The organism is Paraburkholderia sp. BGA-UO-ETr-F12 (genome assembly GCF_059567945.1).
Genome location: NZ_JCAQOZ010000046.1, coordinates 309,219 through 327,782 on the forward strand (window position 1 = coordinate 309,219; position 18,564 = coordinate 327,782).

Consider the following 18,564-nt stretch of genomic DNA (forward strand, 5'->3'; position numbering starts at 1 on the left):
GGTTATTAGCTGAAAAATCGTACGTGACCTCTATAGAGCAACTGTCATACCAGCTTTCCCAACACGCTGTTTTTTCTAAGTTTTGCGTTTTCAGGCCCGCCGATTGCGCAGGCGCCGAGCCCCATTTTTACAAGTACCCGGCAATTTCCGGTCCTATGGCCTGTGCGGCGTCGCCCGGCGGACCGCACCGGCGTGTCCTCCTATTCTTCAGCCTAAATGCATGGGCGGTAACGGCTTTTTCCGGCAGCGCGCCATGCTGCGGCGGGCCAGGCACATACCTTGCGGATGAACTCGGTGTGGACGGACGCAGCTCGTCGCCAGCAGACGATCGCAGGCAATGACTGCATCTTTGAACGCATCCTTCATCAATACCCAATGGAGAAACCATGAAGACTATTCAACTTCTGAAAACCGCCGGCAGCATCGCTTGTGTTGCATTCGCACTGAACGCCACGGCGCAGACCAGTGCATCGGCCCCGTCGGCAGCATCCGAAACCATCGGCCAGCACGTGGACGACGGCACCATCACCACCAAGGCCAAGGCTGAACTGCTCAGCGCGAAGAACGTCAAGTCGACCCATATTCACGTGAAGACCCGCAAGGGCGTGGTATGGCTCACGGGTTCCGTGCCGACTGCCGACGACAAGGCTGCGGCAGGCGAAGTCGTGAAAGGCGTCGATGGCGTCTCGAGCGTGAAGAACCATTTGAAGGTCGTCGCCGAATAAGCGCGGACGATTCTCCCGCTGGAATGCAAACGGCCCGACAATTTGTCGGGCCGTTTGTGATTGACCACGTCTACGCTTGAACGAAACCGTGTGCATTGCTCGCTTCACTCAAGCATGTTTCTCGCTGAATTCGTTGAGCGGTTCAGGCGTTTTGCGTGGATCGAAATCGGCCCAACGCCCTTGCTGCCAGCGCCCGCTCGCGCGCTCGATCGCCGCGCCCCCTGCTTCGCGCAAGACGCGAGCCGCGTCGAACTGATTGTCGGGCGACACATGAACGGCGACCAGCACGCCGGAGTCGCGCGACTCCTCGTGAAACGCCACGTGATGGCCGGTATGACCGCGTTCACGCGTGCGCAACATGGCGCCGATCAGCGAGCCCACGTAAGCACCGACACCCGCTGCAATCAGCGACACGAGCAGCGGCGCCGAGAAAGTCGCAAATATACCGACGCCGACTACCGCCCCCGCCACCGCTCCAATGGTGACGCCGATACCCGCGCCTTTCGGCGCTTCTTTCGCTGCCGGGTCGGTGCCAGTATCGCCGCCAATCGGGTAGCGTGCGTGCTGGCCGCGCGGATTGACAAAAAACAGCGTGACGTCTTCTTCGACGAACCCCGCGTTGAAGAGTTTTTGCGCCGCATCTTCAGCAGCGGGGAAAGTGGTGAAGCGTGCTGCGACGATGAGTGACATAAGACCTCCTTGCATCGTTAAGTCGCGTTTCGCGGACCTTGCCGCCGCGCGGCCTTTTGCGCTGCACAAACGCGCGCAGACGGCAGGCATCTATCAGAACTACGCGGCAGAACTACGCGGCGGCGCCGCGATCGGGTTCCATGCCTTCCACCCTGAACAATCCACTATGCAACACTACGCCTTCTCCACCGTTACGGTCGAGTGCTTCCGCGCAAACCGAACGGATACGGTTGCGGCCCCGGTTGAAGGCTGCGATCAACGCGGATTCGAGCGCGGAATCGGCGCCGAAATGGTCTTCCAGCGCTTCCGCGCTGATCGCGCAAGCCACCGTTTCGCCGTCGACGCGCGCCACGAATTGCACGGTCAGGTTCGCGCCATCGAAGACCGGCGGGTCGTCGGGAAAAGTAATGTGCATAAGGGAATCCTCATAGGCCGGACGCGGCAGGGTCGCGCTCATGACGAACCCTTCATGGCGCCGGCGAGTTGTTGCGCCATCGCGAGATGATGTCTGATGGTCGGCAATGCATGCGCGGCGGCCGCCTTCAACTGCGAATCGGTACCGCTCTGGCTCTCCTGCTGGAACAGATCGACCGCGCGCTGGTGCGCCTCCAGTCCGATCTGCTCGACATAGGCCTGATCGAACTCGCGACCCTTGAGCGTCTGCAGTTTGCCGACCAGCGCGGAGTCGGCAGACGGCGTCACGGTGAGCCCCTTCTTCGCGACGAGCGCGGCCATGCCGTGCGAGAGTTTCGTATGGTCAGCGATCATCTGTTGAGCGAATTTCTTGACGCGCGGATCGCTCGAGTTCTTGAGCGCAATCCTGCTTGCCGCGATCTCGGTGGCGTCGGACTGCGAGGCATCCTGCACGAACTGCTGGTCTGCCGGCGAAAGTTGAGTGGCGCTCGTGGGCGCGTCGCTCGCGGGAGCGTCGCTGGCTTGCGCGTACACGGTGCCGACCGACGCGGCGCCAAACCCTAGCGCAACGGTCATCACTTGTAGGGAATACCGGAATTTCATGCATTTTCTCCCTGGTCAACCTGTCTATCGAAGCGGGCCGGCCAACCTGGCGGCCAACCGCGTGCTGCCGTCCACGGTGCTCTCCACGCTGTCGTCGAAATACATAGCAAGCTACAGAGCAAATGCAGAGCAAGCCTTATGCCTTGTGGTGCATGGCTCGCCGCAAATCGAAGGAATGCCGGTTGCTCAGTTCTCCCTACATCGAAACGTAAAGGAGAAACGTCATGGCCGACCAGACTCAGACCCAAGGCGCACGTATCGTAGGCAAAGGCAGTGAGACCGCCGACGGTCCGGGCCCCGAAGTGATGGCAGCCGCCACCCTCGACGGCAACAAGGTGATCAGCAGCGACGGCGAGGATATCGGCAAGGTCAAGGACATCATGCTCGACGTCGGCTCGGGCCGCATCGCGTATGTAGTCCTCTCGAGCGGCGGCTTTCTGGGCATCGGCGACAAGCTGCTGGCCATTCCGTGGCGTGCGTTGACGCTCGACACGCAGCGGAAGTGTTTCGTCCTCGATATGACGGCCGAGCGTGTGAAAAATGCACCGGGGTTCGACAAGGATCACTGGCCGGCGATGGCTGACCAGACCTGGGCCACCTCCGTGCATCAGTACTACGGCAGCGAGCCTTACTGGGGACCCGCCCGGTATCATCGGCGCGACGACGTGGGGGTTGGCGACATCCCGGCGGCTTCGTCGGATGCGCCGGAAGCCGGCGGCGTAAAGCTATAGGTCGGGAGGCAAAATCATGGCCGCGAGGAAAGCCACCGGCAAGACCAGCAGCAAATCGAAACGCCCCGCCACGGGCGGCAAGTCCGGGCGTCCGCCACGTCAAAGGCATGCTCGCGCGCATGCGGCGCATCGCGCGAAAACCGCCAGCCGAAGCCGCGCCAGGCAGCCGCAGAAGTGGTCGCATCACGTCATGGAGACCAGCGATGCGATGGATATCGAGCACGATATTTTCAAAACCGGCAGCGCGGAGTCGATCGCCGAATCGCTGAAACGATCGTCGACGCGAAGCCGCCGCCGCAAGGGCACGCCGTTCCAGTCGGCGATGTCGATGCTGAACTTCTATATCAATCGCGCAGGCAGGAATCTGCCGAAAGCGCGCCGCGACACCTTGCAACAGGCCAAACGCAAGTTGCGTGAGGCGTTCGGACGCGCACCATGAGATGACGTGTCCGGGTGCTTAATCCTCAACCGGCCGCGCATGCTTCGTTAGCATGGCGGCCCTTACCTGCATGGTCACACACGGAGTCGTCAGAACGGAGTCGCTAGAATACGAGTCCTTGCACGCTGCAACAGGTTCCTTCCGTTCGATGACCGCTCCCGACAACTCAAGACGCGCAGAACGCGCGAATGCCGCCAATTCGCTGTTTGCTTTTCTCAAGACGCTGCCGCTCGGCGACCGCCTGGCCGAAGGCGGCGTGATGGCCGCGCAGGCGGTGGCCGGCGCCAGCCTCGCTTTCGCTATCGGCCGCTGGCTGCATACCGAACAGGCATTCTGGGCCGCGATCACGGCGATCGCGGTGAGTCAGCACAGTTATATCGACACCCGCAATCTCTCGCGCGATCAGTTCATCGGCGCGATGGTAGGCGGCATTTGCGGCCTCGTCGGCGCAACGCTCGGCGGCGGCAATCTCGCGGCTTATGCGGCCACCGTCGCCGTGGCAATCCTGACCTGCTGGGTCGTGAACGTCGGCAGCGCCGCGCGTTTGGGCGGCATTACCGCGACCATCATGCTGCTGGTGCCGGGCACCGGTTCGCCATGGGACAAGGCTCTGCTGCGCCTCGGCGAAGTCACGCTGGGCACGATCTGCGCGCTGCTGGTGACTCTGATCATGTCGTCGATCGAGAAACGCTGGTTCGGCAGACCCGGGAAGACTTAACCCTTAACGGGCATTCCGATCGCTCTCATGCGGTTGACGCCGGTAACGTCCCGGCGTCACACCTACGCTCTGCTGGAACGCCTTGCCAAACGCGGCTTCCGATTGATACCCCACCGTCTCGCCGATCTCCGCCGCGCTACGCTGCGTGCGCCGCAGCAGGTCGCACGCAATCGTCATGCGAATCCGCGTGAGAAAGTCCATCACGCTCATACCCGCGCGCTCGTTAAAGTGGCGCGCGTAAGTCGCGCGGGACATCGCGGCGATCTCACCCAGTTCCGCGATCGTCCATGCCCGCTCGGGCACGCTCAGCATGTTTTGGATAGACGCACCGAGGCGCGCATCGGCCAGTAGAGCCAGCACGCCAGGACTGGACGCATGCCGTTCCCCATGCATGCGCAGGGCCATTGCGAAGAGTGCAAGGCTCAGTGCGGTGACGATTGCAAGCGCGCCGGGCTGACGCCGTTCGGCTTCGGTACGCATCAGCGTAATCACCGTCTGCAGCGCGCCAAGTGTTTGCACGCCGCCGAGCGACACATGCAACGGATCGGGCAGCGCGTCGAGCAGCAACGCGGAGGAACCGGGCGCGTAGACGAACCGGCCGCACAGAAGATCCAGATCGACGCCGAGGTCGCACTCGCCGCTCGAATCGCGCGTGTCGCCGCCATTGCCGCCATTGCCGCCATTGCCGACGGGATTGCGTGCCGGGTTGCATGCCGCAGGACAGGCTTCATTGACGGCGTGACTGCGCTCAGCATCGCGACCATCATTGCGGCGCACAGGCAGCATGCCGTCATGACCCAACCTGATCGGTGCGCCGCCGCCAGCCCGTCCGATATCGCGCACCCGATGCGCGGCGCCGCGTGGAAACAGCATGAAATCCCCCGCGCGCAATTCAAGCTGCTCGCCACTCGCCGTCTCGACGACGCAAGCGCCGTCCAGCACCAGGTGAAAAGGCGCAATTCCCGCCTCCATCGGCGCATGATCGACGTCGAAGCCGCCGCTGAACAGGCAACGCAGGTCGAGGCTGGCTTGCGGCCTGGCAAGGTCGATCAGCCGGCTAAGGGTATCCATGAGACGATCGCGCTAAAAGTTGAGCGAATCGAGTATTCAGGATGTCGCGGCACAGCGCAATACTTTGTCTCACGGCACCGGCACCCGCCGGCTTGCCTCCAACCAAGGAGCTCTGTCATGTTGAACTGGATCGATTACCGCAAGGAACTGTTCGGCCGTATCGGCGAGATCGCCAAAATGTCGCCGGATACGGTGAAGGGTTATCAAACGATCTCAGCCGCGGGTCAGAAGGCTGACCTGCTCGGCGCGAAGACGCGCGAACTGATCTCGCTGGCGGTCGCGGTAACCGCACGATGCGACGGCTGTATCACCGTGCACACCGCCGAAGCGCTGAAGCACGGCGCGACCCGCGAAGAAATCGCCGAAGCGCTCGGTGTCGCGATCGCGGTGAATGCGGGCGCCGCGATGGTGTACTCGGCGCGCACCATGGACGCCGTGGCCGCTTATCAGGCGGACCAGTCACCCTCGGCGTGAGGGAAGCCGCAGCTTCCCATACGCCTTGCACGGGCTAGAGCGGATGGCGCGCTTCTTCAAGCTGTTTGCGGCGCGCCTCGCCCTGGCGCTCCAGCATCCAGCCCGGGTACTCGGCCGGCAATACGCTGACCTTGTCGAGCTTCGCCAGTTCGTCGGCGTTCAGCGTGACACTGGTCGCCGCAATGTTGTCGTCGAGTTGCTCGATTTTCTTCGCCCCGACGATGACCGTGCTCACCACGCGTTGATGCAGCAGCCACGCGAGCGCGATCTGCGCCACCGAAACGTTCTTCGCCTCCGCGAGATCGCGCATCACGTCGATGCAGTCGTAAGCGCGTTCGCGATTGACCGGCGGAAAATCGAAGGTGGTGCGGCGGCTGCCCGCTTCGCCCTGCTGCTCACGCCCATATTTACCGCTCAGCAAGCCGCCCGCGAGCGGACTCCACACCATCAGCCCAAGCCCCTCGCTGCGCAGCATCGGCACGAGCTCGCGTTCGAGGTCGCGTCCCGCCAGCGTGTAATACGCCTGTAGCGTTTCAAAGCGCGCGAGACCGAGACGCTCCGCAATGCCCAGCGCCTTCACGATCTGCCACGCGGCCCAGTTCGACACGCCGACGTAGCGCACGTGGCCATGCTGAACCAGCGTGTCGAGCGCGCGCACGGTTTCCTCGATCGGCGTGGCCGGATCGAAGCCATGGATCTGATACAGGTCGACGTGATCGAGTTGCAGGCGTTTCAGGCTCGCCTTGACACCGTCGATGATGTGATAGCGCGAAGCGCCGCGTGCGTTCGGAAACCCGGCCGTTGGACCGAACACTTTGGTTGCGACCACAACTTTGTCGCGCGGCACTTTAAGGTTCTTCAGCGCCTGGCCTGTAATCTGTTCGGACAGCCCTTCCGCGTAGACGTCGGCGGTGTCGATGAAATTGATGCCGGCATCGAGCGCCCGGCCGACCAGCCGCTCCGCGTCCCCTTGCTGCAGATCGCCAATCTGCTTCCACATGCCTTCGCCACCGCCGAAGGTCATCGTGCCCAGGCATAGCTCTGAAACAAACACACCGGTACGGCCTAACGGGTTGTATCGCATCGTCGAGACTCCATTGAAGATTCGTGGTTCGGTGAGCCATACAGAGTACTTCACCCGGCAAATTTCCACAGCGCGCGACACGTCGCACAAGCAGCCACCGAACGAACGTATGTTTCAATTTCATTACAGCGAGACGTCACTGTTACCGCTGAATGTTTCGCCTGGAAAAACAATCCGGTCCCTGGTGAGCCAGTCGCCATGCGGGTCTCCGGCAAACGTCGGCGATTTGCAACATATTCGTCAGTTATGCCAGGGGCATTTGGAAAGTTTCGGTAAGACGTGTATAAGTCGGACCATTCCGCTCGTATGGTGCAGTGCCTTTACCAAAAGGACCACGCGTATGAAGAAGAAGAAAAAGTTTGGAATCGGCCTGGGCAGCGTCGTCCTGCTCTCCAGGGCACTCACCCCTTCCGCGATGGCCGCGTGCAGCAATACCGCGCCGCCGAGCGGCACCACAGTCTCCTGCTCGGGCAGCGGCCTCCCCGCCGTCGTCGCGCAAACCGGCAGCACCGGTGTGACGATCAATGCCGACAACACCACCTCTGGCAACTTCGTACGCAGTGCCACCCCGGTCGTCTTCAGCACCGACACCAACAGCACGATCACCAGCAGCGGCACTTTCTCGCTGACGGGCGGCGGCGGCACCGGCACCGCGCGCGGCGCCGTGCTGCTCGGCGTGAACAACGGCAATCAGATCACCAACGCGAACGGCGGCAGCATCACCACGAGCGGCGCCTATAACGACGGCATGGCCGCCAACGGCAGCGGCAACACGCTGATCAACCGCGGCTCGATCACGACCAGCGGCCCCAACGCTTACGGCATGACGGCCGCGTGGGGACAAACGAACGTCGGGCAGTCGAACAACACGCTGATCAACAGCGGCACGGTGACGACCTCGGGCAGCAACGCACGCGCCGCATCGATTCTGGGCGGCAACGGCACCATCAACAACAGCGGCACGCTGTCCACCTCCGGCGCGAACAGTCCAACCGCTTATCTGCAAGGCAATAACGACCAGTTGATCAACAGCGGCACGATCACCGCGAGCGGTGCCGGCTCGGATGCGGTGTTCTCGAATACCGCGGGATCGAGCTTCGTGGCAACGATCCAGAACCTCGCGGGCGGCAGCATCATCAGCCAGAACGGCTCCGGCATCCGCACGCTCAATGGCAGCAGCACCATCACGAATGCGGGACTCGTGCAGAGCGGCATCGGCACGGCGATCACAATGGGCAACGGCAACAACACGCTGATCCTGCAGACCGGCTCCGTGATCAACGGCGCGGCCGACGGCGGCGCCGGAGGAACGGCCACGGTGATCCTGCAAGGCTCCGGCACCGCATCGAACGCCTTCACCAATTTTCAGACCTTGCTGATGCAAGGGGCACTGTGGAACTGGACCGGCAGCGGGACCTTCTCGCTCGCGCATGTGCAAACCGGCACGCTCAGTCTCACCGGTACACTCGGCGCAAGCGCGACGGCGCTGGTCGATAGCGGCGCGACCTTGCAGGCGAATGCGCAGAACCTGCCCGCGAGCGTCACCGACAATGGCCTGGTACGCTTTGCCCAGGACAGCGCGGGCACCTACGCAGGAACGATCAGCGGCACCGGCGCGGTCGATAAAACTGGCGCCGGCGTATTGACGCTCGCGCCGACGGCGACCACCGGCAACACCTACTCGGGCGGTACGACTATCGATCAAGGCGGAATCGCGGTGGGCGCGGACAATGCGCTCGGCGCGAACACAGGTGGTCTGACGTTCAACAGCGGCACCTTGCAATTGACCTCGAGCTTCGACCTCGCCGGCACGCGCGCAATAACACTGGCAGCGGGCGGTGGCACCATCGACACACAAGCGTTCAACTCCACACTCACGCAGGCCGTAAGCGGAAGCGGCGCCTTGACGAAAGCCGGCAGCGGCAGTTTGCTGATGACCGGCGTGAGCACCTATAGCGGCCCCACCACGGTCGCCGCGGGCAGTCTCGCGATCGGCGACGCTAGCCATGCGAACGCCGCGCTGACCGGCGGCGGCGCCACCACGGTGGCCGCCGGCGCGACGCTCGGCGGCTACGGCGGCGTGACGGGCGCCGTCCAGAACAATGGCGCGCTGGCGGTGGCGAATGCACTGCCCTTATTGGCCAGCGAGGGGACCGGCGCGTTCTCGATCAACGGCTCACTGCTCAATGCAGGACTCGTGCAGATTGGCGGTCCGGCCAGCGCCGGCGTCGGCAATGTGCTGAATGTGACGGGCAACTATACCGGCCAGAATGGCACCATCGGACTGAACACCGTTGTCGCCGGCGACGGCGCGGCGTCCGATCGCCTCGTACTGAGCGGCGGGACGGCCAGCGGTTCGACCCGTCTGCAAGTCACGAACATCGGCGGCCAGGGCGCGCAAACGATTGCGGACGGCATCGAGCTGGTTAAGGGGGCCAACGGCGCCACCACGGCTTCGAGCGCGTTCACGCTGGCCACACCGGTGAAGGCCGGCGCGTACTCTTACTACCTCGCCAAAGGCGGTGTGAGCGGCGGTACAACGGACAACTGGTATCTGCGCAATACGGTCGCGCCACTGCCCACGGCTACACCGGGCGAGCCGCCTGGCACGCCCGGCGAGCCCCCGGTCGCCGAACCCGGCATGCCGGTTGCAGCCGAGGGCACACCGCCCTTGCCGCCCGCACCGCCGGCCGGCTCGGCCGCCACGCCGCTCTATCGCGTCGAAGTGCCGATCTACGCCGCGGCGCCCGGTGTCGCGCGTGAACTCGGCCTGATGCAGATCGATACGTTTCACGACCGCCTGGGCGATCAGGCCTTATTGAGCGAAAGCGGCACATTGCCTGCCGCATGGGGCCGCGTATGGGGTGGTCATAGCGTGTTGAGCCAGAGCGGTACGGCAAGTCCGCAATTCGACGGGTCCGTGTACGGCATTCAGGCCGGCCAGGATCTTTACGCGGATCACGGCGCGAGCGGCCAGCGCAACCACTACGGCGTGTTCGTCGGTTTCGCGCGGGCCACCGGCGACGTCGACGGCTTTGCGCTCGGCATGCCCAATCTCGCGGTGGGCCACCTTGCGATCAACGCGTATAGCCTCGGCGGTTACTGGACGCATGTCGGCCCGAGCGGCTGGTACACCGACGCCGTGCTGATGGGAAGCTCGCTGAACGTCGATCCGCTCTCGCGCGACGGCGTCGGCACGACGACGCACGGGAATGCGGTCAGCGGTTCGCTCGAAGGCGGCTTGCCGATTCCGCTCAGCGCGGGCCTCTCGCTCGAACCGCAGGCGCAACTCGTCTGGCAGCACCTCGCGCTGTCCGATTTCAACGACGGGGTGTCGAGTGTCGGCTTCAATAGCGGCAATACTTTTGTCGGACGAATCGGTGCGCGCCTGCAAGGTCAATTCGAGGCCTTCGCGACAGCATGGCGCCCTTATCTGCGCGTCAGCCTCTTGCGCGAGTTCGGTGCCGACGACAAAGTCACCTTCGGCGGAGGAACCGTCATGCAGGGCACGGTCGGACAAACCGAGGCGCAGCTCGGCGCGGGTGTGGTCGGCAAATTCAGTGCGTCCGGCAGCGTGTTCGCGACGCTCGGCTGGCTGACGAACCTGGGCGGCGCGCATCAGAGAACGATAACCGGCGACGCGGGCGTGCGCTGGATCTGGTAGTTTCCGCATAGCCAGCCAAGCGCTACCGGTGCGGCGCGGCACGATCCGCGCCGGTAGCCATTGCCAGCGCGCTTCACACCTTCCTCGCCACCCGTCGGCCCTCGGCAAAGCCGGTAAAAACCTGCCAGACTGAGCGCTGATCTTCGCAACAGGCCGGCGCTTGCCGTCCTCTGGATATGGCACGCCGCGCCCCCATCTATGCCAGCATGACTTCGGCCTCGACATCCGCGACCGCCTTGCGCGCGCACCCTGATTCCGCCAGCTTCGATCCGGCCTCGCGGACGGCGCCAGACGCCGCTGCGCGTCCCGCCTCCGGCCTTTCAACGGCCACTGTGCTCGATGACTTCCATCCCGCGGTCGCCGGCTGGTTCCTGAAGACCTTCCCGGCGCCCACTGACGCGCAGGCGGCCGCCTGGCCGCAGATTCGCAGCGGCCGCTCAACGCTCGTCGCCGCGCCCACCGGTTCGGGCAAAACCCTCACCGCCTTTCTGTCCGCGCTCGACGAACTGGTTCAGCAAGGCCTCGCCAACGGCGGTGTCCTGCCCGACGAAACCCTGGTGGTCTACGTCTCGCCGCTCAAAGCACTTTCCAACGACATCCGCATCAATCTGGAAGTGCCGTTGCAGGGCATCGCTGCGGAACTCGACGCGCGCGGCTTAGCGCCGCTCGAAATTCGCACCGCCGTGCGCACCGGCGACACTACGCAACAGGAGCGCAACGCGCTGAAAAAGCGCGCGCCGCATATTCTCGTAACCACGCCAGAATCGCTCTACGTCCTGCTCGGTTCGGATTCCGGCCGGCGCATGCTGTCGACGGTGCGCACGGTGATCGTCGACGAAATTCATGCGCTCGCCGGCAGCAAGCGCGGCAGCCATCTGGCGCTCAGCCTCGAGCGGCTCGACGCGCTGTGCGAGCGGCGCTTGCCGCGGATCGGACTGTCGGCCACGCAAAAACCGGTCAGCGCCGTTGCGCGCTTCCTGGTGGGCGGCGCGAGTATCGAAAGCCCCACTCCCGCGGATTGCGCGATCGTCGACGTGGGGCACATCCGCGAGCGCGACCTCGCGCTCGAGATTCCGCCCGTGCCGCTCGAAGCGGTGATGCCTAACGAAGTGTGGGAGCGCGTCTACGACCGGCTCGCCGAATTGATCGCAATGCATCGCACCACGCTCATTTTCGTCAACACGCGCCGTATGGCCGAACGCGCCGCGCGTCATCTGAGCGAGCGCCTCGGTAAGGACGCGGTCGCAGCACACCACGGCAGTCTTGCGAAGGAACACCGTTTCGATGCCGAGCAGCGCCTCAAACGCGGCGACTTGCGAGTGCTGATCGCCACCGCCTCACTGGAACTGGGCATCGATATCGGCGACGTGGATCTGGTCTGCCAGATGGGTTCGCCACGCGCGATCGCGCCATTCCTGCAGCGCGTGGGGCGCTCGGGCCACCACGTCGGCGGCATGCCGAAGGGTCGGCTGTTTCCGGCCTCGCGCGACGATCTGATCGAATGCGCGGCGCTGCTCGATTGCGTGCGACGCGGCGAACTCGATGCATTGCGGATCCCGCGCGCGCCGCTCGATGTGCTCGCCCAACAGATCGTGGCCGAGGTGTCGAGCAACGAACTGAGCGAAGACGCGTTGTTCGACATGGTGCGACGCGCGGCCCCCTACGCCGAACTCGAACGCGAGCAATATGACGCCGTGCTGCGCATGCTCGCGGAAGGCTACACGAGCCGCAACGGCCCGCGCGGCGCCTATATTCACCGCGACGTAGTGAGCGGCACGCTGCGCGGCCGGCGCGGCGGAAAACTGGTCGCCGTGACCTCGGGCGGCACGATTCCCGAGAACGCCGACTATGCGGTGGTGCTCGAGCCGCAGGCGATCAATATCGGCACCGTCAACGAGGATTTCGCGGTCGAGAGTCTCGCGGGCGATGTGTTCCAGCTCGGCAACGCGTCATATCGCATTTTGCGGATCGAGAGCGGCCGCGTGCGAGTCGAGGACGCGCAAGGGCAGCCGCCGAATATTCCGTTCTGGCTGGGTGAAGCGCCGGGGCGCAGCGATGAGCTGTCATTCGGCGTGGCGCGCCTGCGCGAAGAGATCGAGCGTCGGCTTGCCGGGAACGCGGACGATGCCGGTATCGATACCGATTCCATGCCTGAACGCCTGCAGCACGCAATCGACTGGCTCATCGAAACTCTCGGTCTCGATGAAGCCGCCGCCCGTCAGATTGTCGACTACCTCGCTCGTGCACGTGCCGCCCTCAGCGTGCTGCCGACGCAAAACACGCTGGTCATGGAGCGCTTTTTCGACGAATCAGGCGGTACGCAACTCGTGATCCACACGCCGTTCGGCAGCCGCGTGAATCGCGCGTGGGGGCTCGCCTTGCGCAAGCGTTTTTGCCGAACCTTCAACTTCGAACTGCAAGCCGCCGCCACTGAAGACGCGATCGTCCTCTCGCTCACCGGCAGCCATTCGTTCGTACTCGACGACGTATGGCGCTATCTGCATTCGAACAGCGCCGAGCATCTGCTGATCCAGGCGCTGCTCGACGCGCCGCTGTTCGGCGTGCGCTGGCGCTGGAACGCGACCACCTCGCTCGGCCTGCCGCGCTATACCGGCGGGCGCAAGACGCCGCCGCAATTGCAGCGCATGCGTAGCGAAGATCTGCTGGCAAGCGTGTTTCCGGAGCAAGCTGCGTGCCTGGAGAACGTTGTCGGCGAGCGTGAACTCCCGCGCCATCCGTTAGTGGACCAAACCGTCGACGACTGCCTGCATGAGGCGATGGATAGCGACCGCTGGCTCGCTTTGCTGCGTCGCATCGAACAGGGCGACGTGCAGTTGATCGCCCGCGATCTGCCGGCACCCTCGCCGCTTGCCGCCGAAATCCTCAACGCAAAACCGTATGCCTATCTCGACGACGCACCAATCGAAGAGCGTCGCACGCAAGCGGTACTGAACCGGCGCTGGACCGATCCGGCCAGCGCCGACGACCTTGGCGCCCTGGACGCCGACGCGATCGACAGCGTACGCGGCGAAGCATGGCCGCAGGCACGCACCGCCGACGAGATGCACGAAGCGCTAACGGGCCTCGCGTGCATCACCGGAACCGAAGCGGGTCACAACGAAGGCTGGCCGGCGTGGCTCGCGTCGCTTGCCGAATCCGGCCGCGCGACCCGCCTGCGGTTCGGCGGCGACGACGTGCTGTGGCTACCCGTGGAGCGCCTGACCTGTTTCCAGGCGCTCTATCCGGACGCGCCGTTCGAGCCGCCGCTCACCGCACCGAAGGGCTTCACCGAGACCTGGAGCGCCGACGACGCCCTGCTCGACGTGTTGCGCGCGCGGCTGACCGGTTTTGGCCCGCTGCCGGTGCAGGCGATTGCGCAAGCGCTGCGCTTGCCGGCGGCATCCGTCGAACAGACCTTGCTGCGCCTCGAAGCGGAAGGCTACGTGATGCGTGGCCGCTTCTCGCCGGGCGCAAGCGAGGAAGAATGGTGCGAGCGCCATTTGCTGGCGCGGATACACCGCTATACCGTGAAGCGCTTGCGCCGCGAGATCGAGCCCGTGGAACGGCACGACTTCATGCGCTTTCTATTCGAGTGGCAGCATCTGACGCCGGACACCCGCAGTGAAGGACGTGAAGCGTTGGCCGCCGTGCTTGAACAGATGGAGGGTTTTCAGGCGGCTGCGGGCGCATGGGAAGAAGACATTCTGCCGGCACGCGTGAAGGCGTACGCAAATACTTCGCTGGACGAACTATGCCGGGCCGGCAAGATCGTCTGGACCCGTCTGACCGAACGGGCACGCGGCGCGGCGGGGCCGGTGCGCAGCACGCCGATCGTGTTGCTGCCGCGCGCTCAGGTGCGTGTCTGGAGCGCGCTGATCGATCCGTCAAAGCAGCCGGAGCTATCGGCGCGGGCGCAGCTCGTTTATGACACGTTAGCGCAGCACGGCGCGATGTTCTTCGACGAATTGCTCACTGAAGTAAGCGGCTTGCGGATGGAACTGGAGAACGCATTGGGCGAACTGGTCGCAGCAGGCCTCGTGAATTCCGATAGTTTCGCTGGCTTGCGCGCGCTACTCAAACCTGCCGCCAAACGCAGTACGTATTCGAGCAGCCGCCGTGTCAGGTCGGGTGCATTCATCGGAGGAATGGACGACGCGGGACGCTGGGCGCTCGTCAATCGGCAAACCGTTGCCGCCGCGCCGGAAACTTCGCCCGCGCGTCGCCAGCAGTTCGCGCCCGAGACACTCGAACACATCGCGATGACGCTGCTGCGCCGCTATGGCGTGGTGTTCTGGCGTTTGCTCGAACGCGAGGCCGAGTGGTTGCCGCCGTGGCGCGATCTGTTGCGTGTTTTCCAACGGCTCGAAGCGCGCGGCGTGGTTCGCGGCGGCCGATTTATCAATGGGCTCGCCGGCGAACAGTTCGCATTACCGGAAGCGATTCCATTGTTGCGGGAAGTTCGACGACACGCGAACGACGGTGTATTTGTGTGCGTCGCCGCAACTGATCCTTTAAATCTCGCGGGCACTTTGCTGGTCGGCGAACGGGTGCCTGCTGTCGCCGGAAATCGGATTCTGTATCGGGATGGTGTTGTTATCGCGACACTAATTGCGGGGGCATTCTGGTTTGCCCCTGACGTGGAAACGATTCCCGCCGAACGGGAGCACGCACGAAGCCTGCTGGCGCGGCGATTCTAAAGCGATTTTGATTCGATTCTGAAACAATTTCTATGCGTTTTCGCGAGCTTCGCACGCATATGTGGCGCAACAAAAGTTTAAAGACAAAGCCCATTCGGATCGTTAATGTTTTATGGGCCCGAATATCAGTTGCTTCGCTACAATGAGGCAAGTCTTTAAGTATGATGAGACTGTTTGCCGCCAATCCACCTTCATGGTGGGGCCCATCGGCACACCGCCCAGGGATCTCATGAACGACGACCAACACGATCAGGTGCTTTTTGCGCAGTTCGGCACAAGCAGCCCTTGCTGGCGTTTGTCGAACGACAGCAACGCATTGGAACTCACGCCGGTCAGCGGCGACGTGCCGGCTAACGTCGCAATTCCGCTGAATCCCCAGCAGGCCTCGCAAATCCGCTGCCTCACCGGCATCACTTCGCACCTCGTTCTCGACGTGCGGCTGTTCGGCGAGCCGCTGCGCCTGCACCTCGTCGGAAAAAAACTCGCCAGCAATACCTGGGCAGGCACCGCTTCGGCCTACGACGATACGGAGTCCGTCGCACGCGATCTGGTCCATGGTCTGTCGTTCGCCGAACAGGTCGTCTCCGAAGTCAATTCGGTTGTGGTCATCGTCGACAAACACGGCCGTATACAGCGCTTTAACCGCCTTGCCGAGGAGCTCACCGGCGTCAAGGAAGAAGACATTGTTGGGCGCAATGTGTGGGCGTTGTTCATGAGCACTGAATCTGGCGCGGCATCGAGCCAGAACATCGCGGGCTTCTTCAATCGCGGCGTCTCGTACGAAGTCGAGCGGCGCGTGAAAACCCTGCGCGGCGAACGGCTCTTTCTGTTTCGCAACAAGTTCGTTCACAGCGGCAGCGGTGTCGACGAACAGTTTCTGATCTGCTCGGGCACCGACATCACCGAAGAACGGCTCGCGCAGGACCGGCTCACTGAACTGGCGAACACCGATTCGCTCACCGGCCTCGCCAATCGCAATGCGATCCAGGACAAGATCCGGACTGCGATAGAAGATGCGGCGCCAGGCGAATCGGTCGGCGTGCTGTTCCTCGATCTCGACAACTTCAAGAAGGTCAACGACCACTACGGCCACGTTTTCGGCGACCGGTTGATCTGCGACGTGTCCTCGGCGATCCACGCCTGCCTGAACGAAGGCGACGCGCTCGCGCGCCTCGGCGGCGACGAGTTCATCGTGCTCGCCACCAGGTGCACCGCCCATGATCTCGAAGCAACCGCGCAACGCATTCTCGAACGCCTGCGCACGCCGTTTAGCCTGGGGCTCGTCGAGGTCTACACCGGCTGCTCGATCGGCATCGCGCTCTATCCGGAGCACGGCGACAACCTCGAATCGCTGATCCGTTCCGCGGACACGGCAATGTACGTCGCCAAAGACGAAGGCAAGCGCACCTATCGCGTGTTCTCGCCCGACATGAACCGCAAGGTGGCGGAGTACATGTGGCTCGATACCAACTTGCGGCGCGGCCTCGAAGAAGGCCAGTTGACCCTGCACTATCAACCCAAGCTCTCGCTCGCCACCGGCGTGGTGCAAGGCGCGGAGGCGCTGGTGCGCTGGAACTCGCCCGAGCGCGGGCAGATCATGCCGGCGGAGTTCATCCGCTATGCGGAGGAATCCGGGCTCATCGGCGTGCTCGGCCGCTGGGTCATGGAAACAGCCGCGCGGCAAGCCGCCAAGTGGAAGGCCGACGGCTATAACCTGCGCATCGCGATCAACGTGTCGGCACGGCAACTGGTCGATACCGCCGTGGTGCGCCATTTCAGCGAAGCGCTGCAATGCGCGAATCTCGATCCCTGCCTGATCGATCTGGAGCTCACCGAGAGCTGCCTGATCGAGGACGAGGCGGCGGCGATCGATCTGATCACGCAGTTCCGCCAACTCGGCGCACAGGTTCATCTGGACGATTTCGGCACAGGCTACTCGTCGCTCTCGCAACTGGGCCGCATTCCGCTCGACGTCATCAAGCTCGACCGCAGTTTCGTCCGCTCGATCAATGCGGACACCAAGGCGCAGGCCCTGGTGCGCTCGATGGTGGCGGTCGCGCAGGAACTGAATTTCAAGGTGGTCGCCGAAGGCATCGAAACCGAGGCCGAAGAGGTGTTCATGAAGGGGCTGGGCGTCGACTACGTGCAGGGCTTTCTGTATGGTCAGGCCATGCCGGCCGCGGAGTTCGAGCGCTGGTTGCAGGATAGGCAGAAGCTCAGGCTGATTGCCTGAGCTTCCGCGCAACCGGTGGCCCACAGGAAGCGCCCCGCCCCGAAAGAAGTTCCCGTGAAGTATTGGCGGCCCGCGCCCGCTGCGGTTCGCCGTCGTCGAGACGCGGATCGATTCAGGCGAAATTGGCCGCACTGGAAGCTGTCTGGCGCAAATTTGAAGTACGGCGATTTTGCAGCATCACCAGCCGCTCCATGAAGGCCAAGTCCTTCTCTTCGATCATGAAGGCGGCATTCACCCAGTCCTCGGTAATTTCCATCAGTTCGGCGCGCGAGAGTTGCAAGACGCGCTGACGCGCCCGCAGCATCGCGCGGATTCCGTTCATCTTCGGCTTGAGCGTGTCAATGAACGTACGCGTCGCCATATAAGCGTCGCCCGGCTCGAACAGATGGTCGACCAGCCCCTTGCTGAAGTGCCATTCCGCCGTATGCGATTCGCCCACGCCGATCAATTCCTCGGCCAGACGCATGCCCACCTTGCGCGCGACCAGCGAATAACCGCCCATGCCCGGGAACAGATTGAATGCGATCTCCGGAAAACCCATGCGCGCATCGTTCTGCGCCAGCACGAAATGGTGCGCGAGCGCCGCCTCGAAGCCCCCACCCAGTGCCGTGCCCTCCACCATGGCGATCGAAATCGCTCCGGTGTCGAAGCCGCGTGCCGCCGCATGCACACAATCGACACAGGCTCGCGCGTACGACAGCAGCGACTGACGCTTGCCCGAGCGGATCGAGTCGGCAAAGAAATCGAGGTCGCCGCCGACATTGAACATGGTCGGAATCAGCGAGCCCGTCACCCAGAAATCGATCGGCAGGCCGGATTCTCGTGCTGCCTGCGCGAGACCCAGAATGTCATGGACCAGTTCGAGATTGAAACAGGGACGCGGTTGTGCCCGCAGCATCATCCACATGATGTTGCGGCCTTCTTCATAGTAAGCCGAGATTTGCGACAAATTGCCGGCCTCGAGGAACGGACGGCAGGCGTGGTGATTATGTAGATTCATTTTGAATGATCCTTTTTAAGG

The 18,564-nt window shown here is 63.5% G+C and carries 14 protein-coding genes; 8 read left to right on the forward strand and 6 right to left on the reverse strand.

What is annotated here, in order from left to right; translation table 11 throughout:
* Positions 1 to 386: 386 nt before the first annotated feature.
* Positions 387 to 725 carry a BON domain-containing protein gene (locus AC57B6_RS20610; RefSeq protein WP_028194643.1) on the forward strand — a complete coding sequence of 113 codons (339 nt, stop codon included), beginning with the start codon at positions 387 to 389 and terminating at the stop codon, positions 723 to 725.
* 108 nt (positions 726 to 833) lie between these two features.
* Here the strand turns inward: AC57B6_RS20610 and AC57B6_RS20615 are convergent, their stop codons facing one another.
* The 3 genes from AC57B6_RS20615 to AC57B6_RS20625 all read right to left on the reverse strand — a co-directional run bounded on the left by AC57B6_RS20615 (position 834) and on the right by AC57B6_RS20625 (position 2,432).
* Positions 834 to 1,415 (reverse strand): membrane protein, encoded by a 582-nt coding sequence (locus AC57B6_RS20615; protein ID WP_028194644.1) that lies wholly within the window; start codon positions 1,413 to 1,415, stop codon positions 834 to 836.
* A gap of 112 nt (positions 1,416 to 1,527) precedes the next feature.
* The gene (locus AC57B6_RS20620; protein ID WP_491564505.1) at positions 1,528 to 1,872 is read right to left on the reverse strand and encodes a DUF1488 family protein; all 345 of its coding nucleotides are present in this window, start codon (positions 1,870 to 1,872) and stop codon (positions 1,528 to 1,530) included.
* Positions 1,869 to 2,432, reverse strand: a complete 564-nt coding sequence (locus AC57B6_RS20625) for a DUF4142 domain-containing protein (protein WP_496422006.1) — start codon at positions 2,430 to 2,432, stop codon at positions 1,869 to 1,871. The genes AC57B6_RS20620 and AC57B6_RS20625 overlap by 4 nt, the downstream gene beginning before the upstream one ends.
* A gap of 224 nt (positions 2,433 to 2,656) precedes the next feature.
* Here AC57B6_RS20625 and AC57B6_RS20630 point away from each other — a divergent pair, with 224 nt between their 5' ends.
* From AC57B6_RS20630 to AC57B6_RS20640, 3 genes are all read left to right on the forward strand, one after another.
* The gene (locus tag AC57B6_RS20630) at positions 2,657 to 3,163 is read left to right on the forward strand and encodes a PRC-barrel domain-containing protein (protein WP_496422007.1); all 507 of its coding nucleotides are present in this window, start codon (positions 2,657 to 2,659) and stop codon (positions 3,161 to 3,163) included.
* Positions 3,164 to 3,179: 16 nt separating this feature from the next.
* Positions 3,180 to 3,602 carry a DUF3175 domain-containing protein gene (locus AC57B6_RS20635; RefSeq protein ID WP_030100437.1) on the forward strand — a complete coding sequence of 141 codons (423 nt, stop codon included), beginning with the start codon at positions 3,180 to 3,182 and terminating at the stop codon, positions 3,600 to 3,602.
* Positions 3,603 to 3,750: 148 nt separating this feature from the next.
* Positions 3,751 to 4,320: an FUSC family protein gene (locus AC57B6_RS20640; protein ID WP_028194649.1), complete on the forward strand. Its 570-nt coding sequence runs from the start codon at positions 3,751 to 3,753 to the stop codon at positions 4,318 to 4,320.
* 3 nt (positions 4,321 to 4,323) lie between these two features.
* Here the strand turns inward: AC57B6_RS20640 and AC57B6_RS20645 are convergent, their stop codons facing one another.
* On the reverse strand, positions 4,324 to 5,391 hold the full coding sequence (locus AC57B6_RS20645; protein ID WP_281664747.1) for an AraC family transcriptional regulator: 1,068 nt from the start codon (positions 5,389 to 5,391) through the stop codon (positions 4,324 to 4,326).
* Positions 5,392 to 5,508: 117 nt separating this feature from the next.
* On the opposite strand from AC57B6_RS20645, the gene AC57B6_RS20650 reads away from it, so the two are divergent.
* Positions 5,509 to 5,865 (forward strand): carboxymuconolactone decarboxylase family protein, encoded by a 357-nt coding sequence (locus AC57B6_RS20650; RefSeq protein WP_178371118.1) that lies wholly within the window; start codon positions 5,509 to 5,511, stop codon positions 5,863 to 5,865.
* Between the two features lie 34 nt (positions 5,866 to 5,899).
* Here AC57B6_RS20650 and AC57B6_RS20655 read toward each other — a convergent pair whose 3' ends face one another.
* Positions 5,900 to 6,949: an aldo/keto reductase gene (locus tag AC57B6_RS20655; protein ID WP_028194652.1), complete on the reverse strand. Its 1,050-nt coding sequence runs from the start codon at positions 6,947 to 6,949 to the stop codon at positions 5,900 to 5,902.
* Positions 6,950 to 7,289: 340 nt separating this feature from the next.
* Between AC57B6_RS20655 and AC57B6_RS20660 the strand changes: the two genes are divergently transcribed.
* The 3 genes from AC57B6_RS20660 to pdeR all read left to right on the forward strand — a co-directional run bounded on the left by AC57B6_RS20660 (position 7,290) and on the right by pdeR (position 17,543).
* The gene (locus AC57B6_RS20660) at positions 7,290 to 10,613 is read left to right on the forward strand and encodes an autotransporter outer membrane beta-barrel domain-containing protein (RefSeq protein WP_496422008.1); all 3,324 of its coding nucleotides are present in this window, start codon (positions 7,290 to 7,292) and stop codon (positions 10,611 to 10,613) included.
* A gap of 206 nt (positions 10,614 to 10,819) precedes the next feature.
* Positions 10,820 to 15,310 carry a DEAD/DEAH box helicase gene (locus AC57B6_RS20665; protein ID WP_496422009.1) on the forward strand — a complete coding sequence of 1,497 codons (4,491 nt, stop codon included), beginning with the start codon at positions 10,820 to 10,822 and terminating at the stop codon, positions 15,308 to 15,310.
* 229 nt (positions 15,311 to 15,539) lie between these two features.
* The gene (gene pdeR / locus AC57B6_RS20670; RefSeq protein ID WP_030100432.1) at positions 15,540 to 17,543 is read left to right on the forward strand and encodes a cyclic di-GMP phosphodiesterase; all 2,004 of its coding nucleotides are present in this window, start codon (positions 15,540 to 15,542) and stop codon (positions 17,541 to 17,543) included.
* A gap of 112 nt (positions 17,544 to 17,655) precedes the next feature.
* Here pdeR and AC57B6_RS20675 read toward each other — a convergent pair whose 3' ends face one another.
* Complete coding sequence (locus AC57B6_RS20675; RefSeq protein WP_028194656.1) at positions 17,656 to 18,543, reverse strand: crotonase/enoyl-CoA hydratase family protein; 888 nt, start codon at positions 18,541 to 18,543, stop codon at positions 17,656 to 17,658.
* Between the last annotated feature and the right edge of the window lie 21 nt (positions 18,544 to 18,564).

Coding starts and splice junctions, on each gene's coding strand:
- AC57B6_RS20615 (WP_028194644.1), bottom strand. CDS start 1,415: ATGTCACTCATCGTCGCAGCACGCTTCACCACTTTCCCCGCTGCTGAA.
- AC57B6_RS20620 (WP_491564505.1), bottom strand. CDS start 1,872: ATGAGCGCGACCCTGCCGCGTCCGGCCTATGAGGATTCCCTTATGCAC.
- AC57B6_RS20640 (WP_028194649.1), top strand. CDS start 3,751: ATGACCGCTCCCGACAACTCAAGACGCGCAGAACGCGCGAATGCCGCC.
- AC57B6_RS20675 (WP_028194656.1), bottom strand. CDS start 18,543: ATGAATCTACATAATCACCACGCCTGCCGTCCGTTCCTCGAGGCCGGC.
- AC57B6_RS20655 (WP_028194652.1), bottom strand. CDS start 6,949: ATGCGATACAACCCGTTAGGCCGTACCGGTGTGTTTGTTTCAGAGCTA.
- AC57B6_RS20650 (WP_178371118.1), top strand. CDS start 5,509: ATGTTGAACTGGATCGATTACCGCAAGGAACTGTTCGGCCGTATCGGC.
- AC57B6_RS20665 (WP_496422009.1), top strand. CDS start 10,820: ATGACTTCGGCCTCGACATCCGCGACCGCCTTGCGCGCGCACCCTGAT.
- pdeR (WP_030100432.1), top strand. CDS start 15,540: ATGAACGACGACCAACACGATCAGGTGCTTTTTGCGCAGTTCGGCACA.
- AC57B6_RS20610 (WP_028194643.1), top strand. CDS start 387: ATGAAGACTATTCAACTTCTGAAAACCGCCGGCAGCATCGCTTGTGTT.
- AC57B6_RS20635 (WP_030100437.1), top strand. CDS start 3,180: ATGGCCGCGAGGAAAGCCACCGGCAAGACCAGCAGCAAATCGAAACGC.
- AC57B6_RS20625 (WP_496422006.1), bottom strand. CDS start 2,432: ATGAAATTCCGGTATTCCCTACAAGTGATGACCGTTGCGCTAGGGTTT.
- AC57B6_RS20660 (WP_496422008.1), top strand. CDS start 7,290: ATGAAGAAGAAGAAAAAGTTTGGAATCGGCCTGGGCAGCGTCGTCCTG.
- AC57B6_RS20645 (WP_281664747.1), bottom strand. CDS start 5,391: ATGGATACCCTTAGCCGGCTGATCGACCTTGCCAGGCCGCAAGCCAGC.
- AC57B6_RS20630 (WP_496422007.1), top strand. CDS start 2,657: ATGGCCGACCAGACTCAGACCCAAGGCGCACGTATCGTAGGCAAAGGC.